At 69.7% G+C, this 16,813-nt stretch carries 17 protein-coding genes; 7 read left to right on the forward strand and 10 right to left on the reverse strand.

Annotated elements, in window-relative coordinates:
* The first annotated feature begins 54 nt into the window (after positions 1-54).
* The 5 genes from ACCD11_RS18895 (at position 55) to ACCD11_RS18915 (ending at position 5,662) form a co-directional block, all read left to right on the forward strand.
* Positions 55-1,404: a DUF3100 domain-containing protein gene (locus ACCD11_RS18895; RefSeq protein WP_413315027.1), complete on the forward strand. Its 1,350-nt coding sequence runs from the start codon at positions 55-57 to the stop codon at positions 1,402-1,404.
* 148 nt (positions 1,405-1,552) lie between these two features.
* On the forward strand, positions 1,553-2,722 hold the full coding sequence (locus ACCD11_RS18900) for a M20 aminoacylase family protein (RefSeq protein WP_413315028.1): 1,170 nt from the start codon (positions 1,553-1,555) through the stop codon (positions 2,720-2,722).
* A gap of 4 nt (positions 2,723-2,726) precedes the next feature.
* Positions 2,727-4,112: an L-serine ammonia-lyase gene (locus ACCD11_RS18905; protein WP_413315059.1), complete on the forward strand. Its 1,386-nt coding sequence runs from the start codon at positions 2,727-2,729 to the stop codon at positions 4,110-4,112.
* Positions 4,113-4,190: 78 nt separating this feature from the next.
* On the forward strand, positions 4,191-5,021 hold the full coding sequence (locus ACCD11_RS18910) for an isocitrate lyase/PEP mutase family protein (RefSeq protein WP_413315029.1): 831 nt from the start codon (positions 4,191-4,193) through the stop codon (positions 5,019-5,021).
* Between the two features lie 5 nt (positions 5,022-5,026).
* Positions 5,027-5,662, forward strand: a complete 636-nt coding sequence (locus tag ACCD11_RS18915) for a uracil-DNA glycosylase family protein (RefSeq protein ID WP_413315030.1) — start codon at positions 5,027-5,029, stop codon at positions 5,660-5,662.
* On the opposite strand, the gene ACCD11_RS18920 is transcribed toward ACCD11_RS18915, so the two are convergent.
* From ACCD11_RS18920 to ACCD11_RS18950, 7 genes are all read right to left on the reverse strand, one after another.
* Positions 5,608-7,284 (reverse strand): amidohydrolase, encoded by a 1,677-nt coding sequence (locus ACCD11_RS18920; protein WP_413315031.1) that lies wholly within the window; start codon positions 7,282-7,284, stop codon positions 5,608-5,610. The genes ACCD11_RS18915 and ACCD11_RS18920 overlap by 55 nt on opposite strands.
* Position 7,285: 1 nt before the next feature.
* Positions 7,286-8,275, reverse strand: coding sequence for a tripartite tricarboxylate transporter substrate binding protein (locus ACCD11_RS18925; RefSeq protein WP_413315032.1), 990 nt, complete (start codon positions 8,273-8,275; stop codon positions 7,286-7,288).
* 59 nt (positions 8,276-8,334) lie between these two features.
* A complete protein-coding gene (locus ACCD11_RS18930) occupies positions 8,335-8,691 on the reverse strand; it encodes a cupin domain-containing protein (RefSeq protein ID WP_007832571.1) in 357 nt (118 codons plus the stop codon).
* 18 nt (positions 8,692-8,709) lie between these two features.
* The gene (locus ACCD11_RS18935) at positions 8,710-9,717 is read right to left on the reverse strand and encodes a quinone oxidoreductase family protein (protein WP_413315033.1); all 1,008 of its coding nucleotides are present in this window, start codon (positions 9,715-9,717) and stop codon (positions 8,710-8,712) included.
* Positions 9,718-9,720: 3 nt separating this feature from the next.
* A complete protein-coding gene (locus ACCD11_RS18940) occupies positions 9,721-10,611 on the reverse strand; it encodes a 3-keto-5-aminohexanoate cleavage protein (RefSeq protein WP_413315034.1) in 891 nt (296 codons plus the stop codon).
* Positions 10,608-11,372, reverse strand: coding sequence for an SDR family NAD(P)-dependent oxidoreductase (locus tag ACCD11_RS18945; protein ID WP_413315035.1), 765 nt, complete (start codon positions 11,370-11,372; stop codon positions 10,608-10,610). The genes ACCD11_RS18940 and ACCD11_RS18945 overlap by 4 nt, the downstream gene beginning before the upstream one ends.
* A 135-nt stretch (positions 11,373-11,507) precedes the next feature.
* Positions 11,508-12,374: a dioxygenase gene (locus tag ACCD11_RS18950; protein ID WP_007837932.1), complete on the reverse strand. Its 867-nt coding sequence runs from the start codon at positions 12,372-12,374 to the stop codon at positions 11,508-11,510.
* A 133-nt stretch (positions 12,375-12,507) separates the two neighbouring features.
* Between ACCD11_RS18950 and ACCD11_RS18955 the strand changes: the two genes are divergently transcribed.
* A complete protein-coding gene (locus ACCD11_RS18955) occupies positions 12,508-13,542 on the forward strand; it encodes a LacI family DNA-binding transcriptional regulator (protein WP_007837931.1) in 1,035 nt (344 codons plus the stop codon).
* Positions 13,543-13,554: 12 nt separating this feature from the next.
* On the opposite strand, the gene ACCD11_RS18960 is transcribed toward ACCD11_RS18955, so the two are convergent.
* From ACCD11_RS18960 to ACCD11_RS18970, 3 genes are read right to left on the reverse strand one after another with little or no spacing between them, the layout of a single operon-like run.
* Entirely contained in the window at positions 13,555-13,896 is a 342-nt protein-coding gene (locus ACCD11_RS18960; RefSeq protein ID WP_413315036.1) for a hypothetical protein, read from the reverse strand.
* A 16-nt stretch (positions 13,897-13,912) separates the two neighbouring features.
* The gene (locus tag ACCD11_RS18965) at positions 13,913-15,586 is read right to left on the reverse strand and encodes a hypothetical protein (protein WP_413315037.1); all 1,674 of its coding nucleotides are present in this window, start codon (positions 15,584-15,586) and stop codon (positions 13,913-13,915) included.
* Between the two features lie 31 nt (positions 15,587-15,617).
* Complete coding sequence (locus tag ACCD11_RS18970; RefSeq protein WP_007837912.1) at positions 15,618-15,812, reverse strand: DUF1127 domain-containing protein; 195 nt, start codon at positions 15,810-15,812, stop codon at positions 15,618-15,620.
* Positions 15,813-15,912: 100 nt separating this feature from the next.
* Here ACCD11_RS18970 and ACCD11_RS18975 point away from each other — a divergent pair, with 100 nt between their 5' ends.
* Positions 15,913-16,806 carry a LysR family transcriptional regulator gene (locus ACCD11_RS18975; protein WP_413315038.1) on the forward strand — a complete coding sequence of 298 codons (894 nt, stop codon included), beginning with the start codon at positions 15,913-15,915 and terminating at the stop codon, positions 16,804-16,806.
* Positions 16,807-16,813: the final 7 nt, after the last annotated feature.

A 16,813-nucleotide genomic window follows, 5' to 3' on the forward strand; every position in this document is an offset into this window, starting at 1 on the left:
ACATGCGGAAACTTGCCGGCATTCGTTCCAACCGCGCCAGATGAGCCCCCACCGATGACCTCTGCAGCCTCCGTTCTCGCCACCGCCGCGCCCTCGAGCGCCTCCGGAAAACTCAAGCTCGCGCTCGTCACCCTGGCCATCGTGGCCGCGGCCGAGCTGATCGGGCCGGTGCAGTTCAGCGTCGGCCCGGGCAAGGTGGCGCTGCTGCCGATGCTGTGGGCGCTGCTGATCGCGGCCGCGTGGGGCATTGCGCAGCGCCGCGTGCCGGTCGTTCTGCGCGTGGCCACGGCCGAGCAGTCGTTCGCCGGTGGCCTGCTGAACGCGGGCCTGCTGCTGTTCGTGGTGAAACTGGGCCTCACGGTCGGCGCCGCGCTGCCGCAGGTGAAGCAGGCCGGCTGGGCGCTGCTGTTCCAGGAGTTCGGCCATGCGCTGGGCACGCTGGCGCTGGGCCTGCCGCTGGCGCTGCTGCTGGGCATCAAGCGCGAAGCCGTGGGCGCCACTTTCTCGGTGGGCCGCGAGGGCAACCTGGTGATCATCGGCGAGAAGTACGGCATGGCCTCGCCCGAAGGCCGCGGCGTGCTGGCCGAGTACATCACCGGCACGGTGCTGGGCGCGCTCTTCATCGCGGTGCTGGCGGGCTTCATCGCCAGCCTGCACATCTTCGACCCACGCTCGCTGGCCATGGGCGCCGGCGTGGGCTCGGGCAGCCTGATGGCGGCGGCACTGGGCGCCATCGCCGCGCAGCAGCCGGCCGAGATGCTGCCGCAGCTCACCGCCATTGCCGCCGCTTCGAACCTGCTGACCACTGTGGCCGGCTTCTATTTCACGTTGTTCCTGTCGCTGCCGCTGTGTTCGTGGCTTTACGGCAAGCTGGAGCCGGTGCTGGGCCGCTTCTCGAAGCGCGGCGCGCAGGCGGCGGCTGGCACAGGGGCCATGTCGCAGATTGCGCAGGCCGGCATGCCGCACGGCGGCGCCATGTCGCTGCGCGACACGCTCATCGCCTGGGCGGTGGTGGGGGGCGGCGTGCTCATCGGCAATTCGCTGACCTACAAGGTGCCGATGCTGGTGTCGCTCGAAGGCATGGCTGTGGTGGCGCTGATCGCGCTGACGGTCGAGGGCATCAAGCGCCTCGCGCCGCGCCTGCCGATGGTGCTGGTCCTGTCGGTGGTGGCTACCGTGGCGGGCATTCCGGGGCTGTTTCCGTTCTCCGACGCGCTGATCGCGCTCACCGGCAAGCTCAACTTCCTGGCCTTCACCACGCCCGTGCTGGCACTGGCCGGCTTCTCGGTTGCGAAAGACGTGCCGATGTTCCGCCAGTTGGGCTGGCGCATCGTGGTGGTGTCGCTCACAGCCACGGCCGGCACTTTCCTCGGTGCTACGTTGATCGCCGAATTCTTCCACTGACAACCAAGGCTCGCCCCCAGGCTTCGCGCACTTCGTGTCGCTTCGCCAACCCCCTACCGGGGGCAACACCTGCGGCCCGGCAAAGCCGGTTCCGCGGTGTTCCCCGCAAAGTCCATCCAGTTCCTGTTCATCCACCGAGATCAATCCCATGTACCGCGATCCCGAAATTGCCGAAGACACCCGCGCCCGCATGCTGAGCTGGCGCCGCGACATCCACGCCAACCCCGAGACCGCCTTCGAGGAACACCGCACCGCCAACGTCGTTGCCAACGCGCTGATGCTGATGGGCCTGCCGGTGCATCGCGGCCTGGCCGGCACCGGCGTGGTCGGCACGCTGAAGAACGGAGAAGGCCCGAGCATCGCGCTGCGCGCCGACCTCGACGCGCTCAACATGCAGGAGCTGGGCACGCAGGCGCATGCCTCCAAGTGCGTGGGCAAGATGCACGCCTGCGGCCATGACGGCCACACCGCCATGCTGCTGGGCGCGGCCGAGCACCTGTCGCGCCACAAGCCCTTCAAGGGCACGGTGCAGTTCGTGTTCCAGCCCGCCGAGGAGAACGAAGGCGGCGGTCGCGTGATGGTGGAGGAGGGCCTGTTCGAGCAGTTTCCGGCCGATGCCGTCTACGGCATGCACAACTTCCCGGCGCTGCCGCGCGGCCAGTTCGCCATCCGCAAGGGCACGATGACGGCCTATCTCGACACCTTCGAGATCATCATCACCGGCAAGGGCAGCCACGGCGCCATGCCAGAGACCGGCATCGACTCGGTCGTGGTCTCGGCCCAGCTCATCAATGCATTGCAGACCATCGTGAGCCGCCGCACCGGCGCGACCGACTCGGCCGTGGTCAGTGTCACGCAGATCCACGGCGGCGACACCTGGAACGTGATCCCCGAAACGGTGGTGCTGCGCGGCACCGTGCGCACGCTCGATGCCGCCATCCAGGGCAAGACCCAGGCGGCCATGCAGCAGATCTGCGACGGCGTGGCCGCCACGCACGGCGCGAAGGTAACGCTCGACTATCGCCGTGGTTACCCCGGCGTGGTCAACACGCCCGCCGAGACGGACGCCGCCATCGCCGCCGCCGCCAGCCTGGTCGAGCGCGCGCAGGTGCACACCGACATTCCGCCGGCCATGGGTTCGGAAGACTTCGCGTTCATGCTGCAGAAGCGCCCGGGTGCGTACATCGGCATCGGTGCAGGAGAAGGCCCGAACGACCCGAACGTGCACAACCCGTACTACGACTTCAACGACAACATCCTGCCGCTGGGTGCCGCCTACTGGGTGGCACTGGTCAAGCAGCAGCTTCCCGTCGCATGATGCGCTGATGCTCTCCGCCTTCGACATCTTCAAGATCGGCATCGGCCCTTCGAGTTCGCACACCGTGGGGCCGATGCGCGCCGCGCTCATGTTCGCGCAGTCGCTCGAACGGCAAGGCGTGTTGGCGCGGGTCGCGCGGCTGCATGTGGACCTGTTCGGCTCGCTCGGCGCGACCGGCCACGGCCACGCCACCGACCAGGGCGTGATCCTCGGGCTCTTCGGCGACGCGCCCGACACCGTGCGGCCCGAGACCGTGCAGCCCCGCCTGGATGCACTGCGCCGCACCGGGCAACTGAGCCTGCTGGGCACCACACCCATCGCCTTCGACCGCGTGCGCGACATTGCCTTTCGCGGCGAGGAGTCGCTGCCCGAGCACCCGAACGCCATGCGCTTCACGGCTTTCGCGGCCGATGGTGCCGTGCTGGCCGAGGCCGCGTACTTCTCGGTCGGCGGCGGCTTTGTGGTCGAAGGCGGGCAGGCCGTGGCCGAGACGGCGGCCGCCGCGTCCAGCGTGCCGCATCCCTTCTCGACCGGCGACGAGCTCATGGCGCAGTGCCGCGCCACCGGCCTCTGCGTGGCCGCGCTGGTCATGCGCAACGAATGCGTGTGGCGGCCCGAAGCCGAAGTGCGCAGCGGCCTGCTGCGCATCTGGAGCGTGATGCAGCAGTGCGTGCAACGCGGCTTCGGCATCGACAACCCGCTCGCCGCGCTCGCGTTGCCCGGGCCGCTGCGCATGCGCCGCCGCGCGCCTGAGCTGAACCGCGAACTGCTGGCGCAGGCCGGCGCGGCCGACCCGCTCGCGGTGATGGACTGGGTCAATGCCTTCGCGATGGCGGTGAACGAAGAGAACGCGGCCGGCGGCCGCGTGGTCACCGCGCCCACCAACGGCGCGGCGGGCGTGGTGCCGGCCGTGATGCACTACTACCAGCGCTTCGCGCCGCAGGCGAGCGACGACGGCATCGTCGATTTCCTGCTCACCGCCGCCGCCATCGGCATGCTCTACAAGGCCAACGCATCGATCTCGGGCGCTGAGGTCGGCTGCCAGGGCGAGGTGGGCGTGGCCTGCTCGATGGCGGCCGGCGCACTGGCCGCGGTGCTCGGCGCCACGCCCGCGCAGGTCGAGAACGCGGCCGAGATCGGCATGGAGCACAACCTGGGCCTGACCTGCGACCCGGTGGGCGGCATGGTGCAGATCCCTTGCGTGGAGCGCAACGCGATGGGCGCGGTGAAGGCCATCAACGCGGCGCGCATGGCGCTGCGCGGCGACGGCAGCCACTACGTGTCGCTCGACGCCGTGATCCGCACGATGAAGCAGACCGGCGAGGACATGAAGTCCACCTACAAGGAAACCTCGCTGGGCGGGCTCGCGGTGAACGTGGTGGAGTGCTGACCCAGAGCGCCGGGCCGCGGGGGCTGCGTCAGAATGCAGGGCTCGTTGTTGCCACGCACGCAGAAAGATGAGGCTCCCATGACCCGCACCGTCGCCCAGAAACGCGCCGACTTCCGCGCCCTTCACGAACGAGGCTGCTTCGTCATCCCGAACCCCTGGGACACGGGCAGCGCGCGCTACCTCGAAGGCCTGGGCTTCAAGGCACTGGCCACCACCAGCTCCGGTTTCGCGTGGTCGCAAGGCCATGCCGACGGCGCGATGTCGCGCGAATCGATCCTTGCTCATCTGCGTGAGCTGGTGGATGCCACCGACTTGCCCGTGAACGCCGACTTCGAGAACGGTTTTGCCGTCGACGCGCAAGGCGTGGCCGAGAGCGTGCGCCTGGCCATCGAGACCGGCGTGGCGGGCCTGTCGATCGAGGACTCGACCGGCAACGCGGCCGATCCGCTCTTTGCCATCGACGGGGCGGTCGAGCGCATGCGCGCCGCGCGCCAGGCCATCGACGCCTCGGGCGCCGACGTGCTGCTGGTGGGCCGCGCCGAGAACTTCTTTGTCGGCCGGCCCGACCTCGACGACGCCGTCGCGCGGCTCAAGGCCTACGCGAACGCGGGCGCCGACTGCCTCTACGCGCCCGGCATCAAGACCCGCGAGCAGATCGCGGCGGTGGTCGCGGCCGTGGCGCCCAAGCCGGTCAACCTGCTGGTCGGCGGGGTCAGCGAACTGCGCATGGTGGACATCGCCGAACTGGGCGTGCGCCGCGTCAGCGTGGGCGGCGGCATGGCGCGCGCGGCCTGGGGCGGCTTCATGCGCGCCGCGCGCACGCTCGCGGACGAGGGCCGCTTCGACGGTTTCGCGGATGCTGCGGCGGGAAGCGAACTCAACGCTTTCTTCCGTCCGTTCGCCGGCTGAGGCCCGTGGACGCGCTGCTCGCCGAGATCCGCAGCTGCCGCGTCTGCGCCGAACACCTGCCGTTGGGGCCGCGTCCCGTTGTGCAGGCCAGTGCCGGCGCGCGGCTGCTGATCGTCGGGCAGGCGCCCAGCCTCACCGTTCACAAGACCGGCGTGCCGTGGGACGACAAGAGCGGTGAGCAACTGCGCCGCTGGCTCGGCGTCGACCGCGCCACTTTCTACGACGCGGCACGCATCGCGCTCATGCCGATGGGCTACTGCTATCCCGGCCGCGGCAACAGCGGCGACCTGCCGCCGCGCAAGGAATGCGCGCCGCTGTGGCAAGACAGGCTGCTCGCGCAGATGCCGCGCATCGAGCTGACATTGCTCATCGGCCAGTACGCGCAGCGCCACTTCCTGGGCAAGACCGCGCGCGCCAACGTGACCGAGACGGTCGAGGCCTTTGCCGACTACGCACCGCGCTTCATTCCGCTGCCGCATCCGTCGCCGCGCAACACGGGCTGGTTCAAGCACCACCCGTGGTTCGAGAGCGAGGTGCTGCCGGTGCTGCGCGAGCGCGTGCGGCACGCGTTGGAGCCCGCCTTGTCTTACGGCGCCACGGCCACCGAAGTGCCCGCCGCCTCGAAAGGCCGCGCGGCGTAGACCACGCGCCCGCCCACCACGGTCATCAGCGAAGTGGTCTTGCCAATGCGCTCCAGCGGCACGGTGAAGAAGTCCTGGTCGAGCACCGCGAAGTCCGCGAGCTTGCCGACCTCCAGCGTGCCGCGCCTGCCTTCGTCGAAGCTGAACCACGCGCTGCCCGCCGTGTAGAGCCGCAGCGCCTGCTCGCGCGTGGGTGTCTCGTCGGGCCCGCGCATCGTCTTGCCGCTCACGGTCTTGCCGTCGAGCATCCACTGCAGCGCGACGAAAGGGTTGTACGAGGCCACGCGATGCGCATCGGTGCCAGCGCCCACGTTCACGCCGGCGCGCAGGGCCGTGCCGATGGGCGGCATGCGCCTTGCCGCGTCGCCGCGCACGGCGAGCGCGCGATCGCCCTGGAAGTACATCGCGTCCTGCATCGTCCAGCCGATGCCCAGCGCCTTCATGCGCGCGAGCGTCTCGGGCGAAGCATCGTCCAGGTGCGCGATGGACCAGCGCAGGCCGTTGATTGGCACCTCGGCGTTCAGTTTTTCGTACAGCCCGAGCAGATGATCGACCGAGCCGTTCTCCTGCCAATGGATGGTGACCGCGAGCTTCTTCGTGGCCGCCCATTTGATGAGCTCATAGAACTTCGCCTTCACCGCCTCGTCGGGGAAGTTGTTGTTGTACATCGCGAGCGTCACGCGCTCGCCCAGGCCGTTGAACTTCAGCATGTCGTCGCCGAAGCCCATCGGCAGCATCTGCGTGAGGTCGCGAAACTCCTGCAGCTCGGCGCCGGGCTTCTGTGCGAACACGCTGTAGGCCACGCGCAGCGTCAGCGCCTTCTCGCGCCACAGCTCGAACAGCGCCGCGTACTGCGAGGGCGCAATGCTGAAGCCGCCCGGGTCCACCAGGCCGGTAATGCCGAGCCGGTTCAGCTCGGTGAAGAAGGCGCGCGTGCCCGCTACGTTGTCGTCGTAGGTCGGCTTGGGCAGCTTGTCGAACAGGGCCGAGATGCCGACGATGTCGCCGGTCATCCAGCCCGGCGCACCGTCGGGCGAGGGCTTCATGCCCGCAGGCAGGGTGCCGGCGGGAACGCCGAGTGCCTCGAGCGCCTTGGGCGTCATCACCACCGCTTCGTAGAAGAGCTGCACGTACACCGGGTGGTCCGGCGCGGCCTCCTGCAGCTCGGCCATCGTCGGACGCCGGCGCTCGGCGAACTGCTGCTCGGTCCAGCCGCCTGCAACGATCAGCCAGCCGCCGGGGCGGGCATTGGCAGCGGCGGTGCGGATGCGCGCCATGGCTTCGGCGATGGTGCCTGCGCCGATCCAGTTGACTTCGGTCGAATAGCTCAACGCCGCGCGCACCGCGTGCATGTGCGAGTCGATGAGACCGGGAATGACGGTGCGTCCGCCCGCATCGACGGCGCGTGTCGCGGAGCCCGAGAGTGCGCGCATCTGCGCGGCATTGCCGACGGCCACGATGCGGCCGTCGCGCACGGCGAGTGCTTGCGCGGTGGTGCCGGCGGCATCGAGCGTGGCGATCTTCGCGTTGATGACGACGAGGTCGGCCGGCTGCGCCTGTGCGGCACCGGGCATGAGAAAGCCGGCGACGAGGGCGGCCGCCGTGAAGAGCGTGCGGGTCATGTCAGTCGACCTTGATGCTCGCGGCCTTGACCACCTGCTGGGCCTTGCCGGTCTCGTCCACGAGGAACTTGTTGAACTGCGCCGAAGGCATGGTGAACGGCTCGGCACCGAGCTTCTCCAGCCGTTCCTTCAGCTCGGGCGACACCATGATCTTCGCGACCTCGGCCTGCAGCCGGTCGACCACCGGCTGCGGCGTCTTCGCGGGCGCGAACAGACCGACCCAGAACAGGTACTCCGAGCCCGGCACGCCGGCCTCCGCGGTGGTCGGCGCATCGGGCAGCGCCGACGAGCGCTTGCCCGTACCCACGGCCAGCGCCTGCAGCCTGCCGGTCTTGATGAGCGGCAGGGCGGACACCATCGGCGCGAAAAACCAGTCGACGCGCCCGGCCATCACCTCGGTCATGGCCTCGGGCGTGCCACGGAACGGCACGTGCTGCGCGTCGATGCCGGCCGCGAGGCGGAACACCTCGGCGTTCATGTGCGTGGCCGAGCCGTTGCCCGCCGAGCCGTAGTTGAAACCGCCGGGCTTGGCCTTGGCCTTCGCGACGAGGTCCTGCACGTTCGCGAAATGCGAGGGCGCGGTGACCAGCACGTTGGGCAGGCTGGCCATCGGCGTGATGCCGGTGAAGTCCTTGATCGTGTCGTACGACAGGCCCTTGTAGATCCACGGGTTCACGAGGTGGCCGGCCGAATGCACCAGCAGCGTGTAGCCATCGGCCGGCGACTTGGCCGCAATGGCCGCGCCCAGCGTGCCTCCGGCACCGGGCTTGTTGTCGACGATCACGCTGGTGCCCAGTGCGGGCCCGAGCTTCTCGGCCACGAGGCGTGCGACGATGTCGGTGCCGCTGCCTGCGGTGAAGGGCACGACCAGCTTGATCGGCTGCGTGCCCGGCCACGGGCCCTGTGCGTGGGCGCCGGTCAGCGCGCAGGCGGCCAAGGCTGCTGCCGCCGCCAGTGTCTGCCTGCGGCTCCATGGGGATGTCTTCTTCATGCGTCTTGTCTCCGTTGAATTGTTCGATGAGCGATGAATGACTGAAAGAGGGGAGGCCGCTACGCCGGTGGCGCGTTCGGCATCACCAGCGCGACCAGCACCGGCCGGTTGCTCCGGTTCTCCAGCTGGCGCTTTTCGCCGGGTGCGAAGCGGCAGCTGTCGTAGGGCTCGAGCACGTCTTCCTGGTGTGCGCCGTCGATCTCGCCGACCACGTGCAGCTGGCCTTCGAGCACGAGATACAGCTTTTCCATCGGCGAGCCGTCGAGACCGGTGTGGCCGCCTGGAAGGATCTGGCTCACGCCCATCCACATCTGCGTGGACGGCCCGGCCTCTTTGCCTTGCAGCCGCAGGCAGCGCATGTCGAAATGGTTGGGCGCCTCGTAGTGCGGCGCTTCGTTGAAACGGGTCACGTGCATGGTCGGGTGCTCCAGGGTTCAGGGTCGCAGCACGACGCGGTCGGTGCTGCCAGAGAGCACCAGCCGGTAGGCGTCGATCGCTTCGTCGAGCGTGAAGCTGCGTGCGACGGGAAAGGGCTTCAGCGTGCCGCGCTCGAAGCCTTCGCGCATGGCGTCGAGCTGCGCGGTGCTGGCGATGCAGTCCATCGCCAGCGAGTCGATGCCCACATAGGTGTGCATGCCCCGGTAGAACGCGAAGATGTCGAAGGGCACCGCGCGCTCGTGCGTGGCGATGAAGATCTGCGTCGCACCCTTGGCCATCGCCTTGTTGGCGGCCTCGAAGTAGGCGCTGCCGACGGTGTTGTAGACGATGTGCGCACCGCGCCCGTCGGTGAGTTCGCGCACCTGAGCGCCCACGTCGGCGTGGTGGCGCGCATCGATCACGTCCACCGGTCCGCTGGCAAAGCCCTCGAAGGGACCGGCATGCCGCTGTACCGCGATCACGCGTGCGCCGGCCTGCGAGGCCAGCTGCACCGCAGCCTGCCCGACTTTGCCGTTGGCGCCGAGCACCAGCACAGTCTGGCCCGCCTGCGGCATGCCGCTGCGGCGAAAGCCTTCGTAAGCGGTGACGAAGGGCACGCCCACCGCGCCGGCTTCGTCCATCGAGATGCCTAGGGGCTTGGCGCGCAGCGCCTGCTCTGGCAGCACCAGGTAGCGCGCATGCGAGCCGTCACGGGTGATGCCCACGTCGCCGCCGGAGCCATAGACCTCGCGGCCGATCCATTCCGAAGGGCCGCTCACCACGGTGCCCGCGAAGTCGCGTCCCGGGGTGCGAGGCCACACGGCCTGCGGCATGATGCCCAGCGTGGCCTTCACGTCGCTGGGGTTCACGGCCGCGGCGGCGATGCGCACCACGGCATGGCCGGGCGGCGGCGAGGGCTCCGGCTGCGGCGTGGCTTCGAGCTGCAGCGCATCGAGGTTGGCTGCCTTCTCGTTCACGCGCAACGCGCGGGAGCTGTGGGCGGTATGCATGGCTGCGACGCTCATCGTTCAGCTCCTCGCACCGGACAGGCCCAGCATGGCGCGCGCCTCGCGCGGGTTGGCGATCTCGCCACCCAGGCTCTGCAGGATGTCGCGCGCCTTCGCCACGAGCTGGGCGTTGCTCTCGGCGAGCACGCCCTTCTCCAGGTAGATGTTGTCCTCCATGCCCACGCGCACATGGCCGCCCAGCAGCCAGGCCTGAGCGACGATCGGAAACTCCATGCGGCCGATGCCGAAGGCGCTCCAGAAGGCGCCGCGCGGCAGCATGTTGCGTGCGTAAAGCAGCGTCTCGGGCGTGGGCGCGAAGCCGTACTTCACGCCGAGCACGAAGGTCCACATGGCCGGCCCGTCGAGCGTGCCGTCGGCGATCAGGTCGAGCGCGAGGTTGATGTCGCCGGAGTCGAAGATCTCCAGCTCGGGCTTCACGCCGGCCTCGCGCATCACCTTCGCCATGCGCCGCACGTTCTTCGGCGTGTTGATGACCACGTCGGGGCCGGAGTTCATGGTGTTCAGGTCGAGCGAGCACACGTCGGGCCTGATGAGCGCGATGTGCTCCACGCGCTTCTCGGGCGGCAGCAGCGTGGTGCCCGGTGCGGCGATCTTCGGATCGTCCTCGCTCGGAATGAAGCGCCCGCCCGGCCCGGTCGTGAGGTTGACGATCAGCTCGCGGTTCTCGCGGCGGATGCGCTCGACCACCTCGCGGTACAGCTCGACCTCCATCGAGGGCTTGCCGGTTTCGGGATGGCGCACGTGGATGTGCACCTGCGCCGCGCCGGCCTCGGCCGCGGCGAGGCACTCGTCGGCGATCTGCACCGGCGTGATCGGCAGGTGCGGCGTCTGCTCCGGCTTCACGAGGTTGCCCGTGACCGCGCAGGTGATGAGTGTCTTGGCGGTGCTCACAGGTGGCGCCCTCCGTCGACCACGATGCGCGTGCCGGTCACGAAGCGCAGGGTGGTGGCCAGCGCTTCGACCGTGGCCGCCACGTCGTCGGGCAAGCCGATGCGGCCCAGCGGCGTGGTGCTGGCCATCTTGTTCGCGAATTCCGCGCCGCGCCCGGGCACGAAACCCGATTCGACCGCGCCCGGCGACACCGACACCACGCGCACCGACGGCGCGAGTGCCTTGGCCAGTGCGTCGCCCACCACGTCGAGCCCAGCCTTGGCGGCCACGTAGGCGAGGTTGCTGCCCACGCCCGTGAAACCCGCGATGGAAGAGATGTTGGCCACCAGCCCGTCGCCGCTGGCCTTCAGCATCGGCGCAAAGGCGCGGATGGTGGCGAACACGCCGCGGAAATTGGCGCGCACGATGTCGTCGATGAGTTCGTCGGTCAGCGTGTCGAGGTCGCCTGCCGGCACCGGCTTCGTATGGCCCGCGCTGTTGACGAGGATGTCGCAGCGCCCGAGCGTGGCCTTCACCTCCGCCGCCGCGGCCACGAGGCTGGGCGTGTCGACGATGTCGGCGCGGATCGCGGCATGGCGCTGGCCGCTGACCGAGGGCAGGGCGGCCGCGCGCGCCGCCGCATCGTCGCCCTTGCGGTGCAGCAGCACGCAGGTGGCGCCGAGCGCGGCCAGGCGCGTGGCCGTGGCATAGCCGATGGCGCCAAGGCCGCCGGTGATGACGGCGACCTTGCCGTCGAGTCTGGAGACTGGATCGAAGCTCATGGATGTGAAAGGAGTGGATGAGTCGGTACGGAGTCTTTTCGCGGAACACCGCGGAACCGGCTTTGCCGGGCCGCAGGTGTTGCCCCCGGTAGGGGGTTGACGAAGCGACACGAAGTGCGCGCAGCCTGGGGGTGGTCAAGGTATAGGAGGGCGGGGGAACTTCATCTCGCCCGGTTCGAGTTCGAAGTCGTGGTGGAGTGACGCGCTCTTGCCGTCGGGGGCCAGTGCGAAGCGGCCGATGAGGCGGCGCGTCACGCCGAAGGTCGGGTCGCTTTCCAGGTTCTCGTCGTCGTCGGCGAAGACCTGCGTGATCAGCACCTTGTGGCCCGGCTTGCTCACCATGAAGTGCAGGTGCGCGGGCCGGTTCGGGTGGCGCACCTGCGCGCGCAGCAGCACGCCGCAGGGGCCGTCGGTCGGCACCGGGTAGCCGGCGGGACGCACGCTGCGGAAATGGAAGCGGCCCTCGGCGTCGGTGGAAAAGCGCCCGCGCAGGTTCATGTTCTCCTGCGACGGGTCCTGGTTTTCGTAGAGGCCGATGGGCGAGGCCTGCCACACGTCGACCGTGGCGCCGGCCACCGGCTGGCCCCTGCCGTCGCGCACCGTGCCCGTCACTTCGAGCGGAATGCCCGGCGTGCCCGAGCGCGCGATGCTCTCGCCCAGTGCGCAGTCCGGCGAGTTCGCGCGCCAGAACGGCCCGAGCAGCGCGGCCGGCGATTCGCCATGCGGGTCCTGGTTGTTCTGCAGCGCGACCACGGTCGATACACCCAGGATGTCCGCCGCCAGTACCACCTCGTTCTTGGTCTCGCCCGTGGCATGGCCGATGGCGACGATGAATTCGAGTGCCTGCTCGAACTCTTCTTCCGTCAGCTTCACTTCCTGCACCAGGGCATGCAGGTGGCGCGTGACGGCTTCCATCACGGTGCGCAACCGCGGGTCGGGCGTGCGTTTCATGGCATCGAGCGTGAAGCCCAGCACCGATTCGGGGGAGGTGGCGATGTTCATGGTGGATTCGTGCAATCGTTTGCACGATATTAGTCCAGATCGCTGAAAAGTAAAATGCCCCCGTTCAGCAGGTCGGGAATACCAGAACGCCCCGTGCACCCCTGACCGGCACGACAACCGTTTGCATCAATCCATGAGTACCAGCCCAACTTCCACGCCCGTGACCATCCGCGACGTCGCCCGCGCCGCCGGCGTGCACGTGTCGACCGTCTCCCGCGCGCTCAGCCCCGAGAAGCGCTCGCTGATCAGCGACGAGGTGCTGCGCGTGGTCGAGGAGGCGGCGCAGCGCCTGGGCTACCGGCCCAACCGCGCGGCCTCGGCGCTGCGAACGGGCCGCACCCACACCATCGGCGTGCTGGTGCCGGACATCACCAACGCGGTGTTCCCGCCCATCCTGCAGGGCATCGAGGCCAGCGCCGCGGCGCGCGGGTACTTCGTGTTCGTCACCAACGTCGTGGATCCCGCGCTCGCAAGGCCCGTGCTGGAGCGCATGCTGGCGCAGCGGGTCGACGGGGTGGTCATGGCCACCGCCACGCGCGACGACCCGCTGATCGAATTCGTCACCCAGGCCGGCATGACCGCGGTGCTGGTCAACCGGGCCGACGAGACCGGCCGCCTGCCCGCGGTGGTCAGCGATGACCGGCTGGCGATGAAGCTCGCGGTCGATCACCTCGTGGGCCTGGGCCACAAGCGCATCGCGCACCTCGCGGGCCCGCAGAACATTCCCACTGGCGTGGGCCGTCGGCTGGGCGTGGAGCAGGCCTTGAGGGACCACCGCATGAAGCCCTTCCGCGTGGTCGAGTGCGCGAGCTACAGCCGCGAAGCCGGCGCGGTGGCGATGAAGCAGATGCTCGAAGCCGGCGCCGCCCCGCAGGCCGTGGTGTGCTGCAACGACCTCGTGGCACTGGGCGCCTACGACGCGCTGCGCGAAGCCGGCCTGCGCGTACCCAAGGACATTTCCATCACCGGCCACAACGACATGCCGCTGGTCGACATGGTCGACCCGCCGCTCACCACCATCCGCCTGCCGCACCGCGAGCTGGGCTGGCGCGCGGCCGAGATGCTGTTCGACGAGATCGACGGCCGTTCGATGTCGGCGTCGACAGTGGTGCTGCGGCCGGAGCTGGTGGTGCGCAAGTCGACTGCCAAGCCGTCCGCCGCGCGCTGAGTGCGGCAGGACTCACTTCATCCGCCACCACAGGGCTGCGATGTCGTCGCTCAGGCCCGCGAGCAGAAGCGCCACGGCGACCAGCGCGACGATCGCCTTCGCGCGTCGCGACAGACCTTCCTTCGGCGCGAAGTCTTCGGCGCGGCCGCTGAAATGCACGCCGCAATGGGGACAGCGCAGCGCGTAGCCGAAGACGGGCTCCTTGCAACGGATGCAGGGCACTTCGTCCGGCCCCGGCTTCGCCGATGCGTCGGCGCCGTGCGATGCCTGCGCTGCTGCGCGCAGCTTCTGCTGCCGCGCGCGGCGTTCGCGGTGGGCGGCCAGGTCGATGGGGTCGTTGGAGTTCTCGGGCATGCTGCTGAAAACCAGTCTAGCTTGCGCGCGACGCGGCCTTCTTCCGCGCCGCCGGCCGACGTGGCGGCTTCGCCTCCAGCACCAGTTCTGCCGGCAGCGCGTCGTTCCACGATTCGGTGAAGTAGGCGCGGTCGCTCGGCACCAGTTGCGGCAGCGCTTCGCGCAGCGAGGCCAGCGACTGCTCCGCCGCTTTCAGGTCGCCCGCGTGCGCCGCGTACCAGGCGTGCTCGAACAGCAGGCTGCAGTGCTGCAGGCCCGGGTAGCGGCGCTGCCCGGCCCGGTGATCGGCCAGCCGCGCCTGCGCCACCTGCACCCAGTGCGCCGGCCAATTCGCGGCGTCGAAAGCGTCGGCCAGCGGACCGGCCAGCGCCGAGACCGCGGCCGGGTCCAGCGGCTTCTGCGCGCGGAACTGCGCGAGCGTGGGCCGGGTCTCCGGCCTGCAGTGGCCGCGCGCGATGCGCATCAGGTAGATCGCGTTCCACGCCGAGCGGCCCTGCCCGTCGGCGCGGCTGCAGAGCCATTCGCTGAAGGCGATCCACTGCACGGCGCGGCGGGTGGTGTCGGCTTTGCCGTCGTGGGCGAGCGCGGGCAGGTCGGACAGTCCCACGCGGTCGAACAGCCATGCGGCCATGCCCATGTTGGCGGCCACGTGCTGCGCCGCGTCGAAGGAGTGCGACTCGAAGGCGGCCGCCAGCGCCTCGCCGAAGCGGCGCAGCGATTCCTCGGCGAGTGCGGCGGCCGCGGGCATGTCGTCGGCCGACAGCGCCAGCGCGCGCGAGCGGCACACCAGCGCCCAGAGGTTGCACCACTCGAAGCGCACGTCGGGGTGGTGCCGCAGCACCAGCGCGCGAGCCGCGTCTTCGGCCATACCGCCCAGCAGCGACTGCGCCAGCGGCAGGTCGCGCGCGGTGTAGGCACACCACGCCGAGACGATGCACTCCATCGCGCCGAGGTAGTCGTTGCCCGCCACGTGGTGCGCGAGCCGCTGCTTCTTGAGCGCCTGCAGCCGGCGCCGCGCCTGCTCGTTGTCGCCGAGGCGGCGCCACAGCATGGCCTCGTTGAGCGTGACCAGGGCGCGCTGGAAGTCGGTGGCGGCCAGCGTGCCGGCGAGGCGGATCGATTCGAGGGCGCTCCCGCCCGTGTTCTCGCCCGCCACGGGCGCCATCAGCCGCCCCTGCCGCGCCGCCTGCTGCGACGCGACCAGCTGCTTCCAGAAAGCCGCGTCCTGCAGGTGCACGGCATCGGGCGGCGGCGAGCCGGCGGTCCGGGCGACCTGTGATCCGCGCGAACGCAGCCCGAGGAACGACGCCACCTCGGCCGTCGTGGCCGCGCGGCCTTCGACCAGCACGCGCACGCGCTTCGCCTCGGCGGCCGGCAGCCAGAACGGGCCCTGGCTGCGCCGTTCTGCATTGAGGAAGCGGGGCTCGCGCTGCGTGTCCTCGCCCCAGCCGACCTCGATACGCCAGGCCTTGAAGTCGCGGAACGCGCGGCTCACGACCATGCGCAGCGTACTTGCGTCGGACACCTCGCCGCGCAGGTCCGCCAGCCGCACGATGCCGGCGCCGGCATCGTGGGCATGCCGCATGCGCACCAGCAGCCAGAGCGACTGAAAGGCCGCGCGCCGGCCATTGACCGACTGCGGCGAAGTGAGTTCGATGGAAAGGAGAGCGGGAAGGACTGGCTTGGGCACGGCCCCGATTTGAACCTCAAATCCGGCGGTGTCAGTAACGGTCGCGGTCCAGCAGCTGCGGCACTTCGCTGCGCCCGATGCCCAGGTCGCGCAGCTCGTGATCGCTCATGTGCGAAAGCTGCGACGCATCGGCGCGCATGCGGCGGCGATCCATCACGCGGCGGTGCCAGCCGCGCAGGGCATGGATCAGGCGTTGATGGAAGGACGATGGCTTTGGCGCGGTCACGATGGGCTCCTTGGTTGGGAGCGCTCATCTTCAGGCGACGCATGCTATTGTGGAAGTTGAGATTCCTGACACTCGTCATCACCTTTCCTGATGTGAACCGATGCGACAACTCAACCTCGACCAGCTGCGCACCCTCATCGCCATCGTCGACCTCGGCACGTTCTCGGCGGCGGCCAGGGCGCTGCACCTCGCGCAGCCCACGGTGAGCCTGCACATCAGCGAACTCGAATCGCGCCTCGGCGCACCGTTGGTGGTGCGCGGCAACCGGCGCATCACGCCGACGGCGGCGGGCGCCGCGCTGGTGGAGCGCGGGCGCAAGCTGCTGCGCGACACCGACGACGCGATCGAGACCGTCAAGCGCCAGGCCGAAGGGCGCGTGGGCCGCGTGCGCCTGGGCACCTCGACCGGCGTGCTGGTCGACCTGCTGCCACAGGTGCTGGAGGCACTGGGCGCGGAGCATTCGGGCATCGACGTCGAGGTGAGCATCCGCGGCTCCTACGAGGCCATGGAGCGGCTGGCGGCGGGCACGCTCGACATCGGCCTGGTCGCCATTCCGCAGCCGCCGCTGCGCGGCATCGTCGTTACGCCATGGTGCAAGCAGCCCATGATGGCTTTCGTGCCGCGCCGCTGGAAGGCGCCGAAGCGCGTCACGCCGGCCTGGCTGGCGGCACAGCCGCTGATCTTCAACGAAGCGACCACGCACATGTACCGCCTCACGATGGAGTGGTTCGCCGCCGCCGGCTTCGCGCCGCGCGCGCGCATCGAGCTCAACTACGACGCCGCCATGCGCAGCCTCGTGGCCGCCGGCTACGGTGCCGCGCTGCTGCCGCTGCAGCAGTCGACCGACACGGTGTCCGGCAACGACCGCATGCAGATCCTGCCGGTGAGCCCGAAGCTCACGCGCTGCGTGGGCATCGCGCACCGCCAGCATGCGCTGCTCGACGGTGCGACGCTGAGCGTGCTCGAGGTGCTGAAGACCTTCAGTCAGGCCTGAGCCATGT

This window comes from Variovorax sp. Varisp36 (assembly GCF_047304235.1).
In the GTDB taxonomy this organism is placed as follows: Bacteria; Pseudomonadota; Gammaproteobacteria; order Burkholderiales; family Burkholderiaceae_C; genus Variovorax.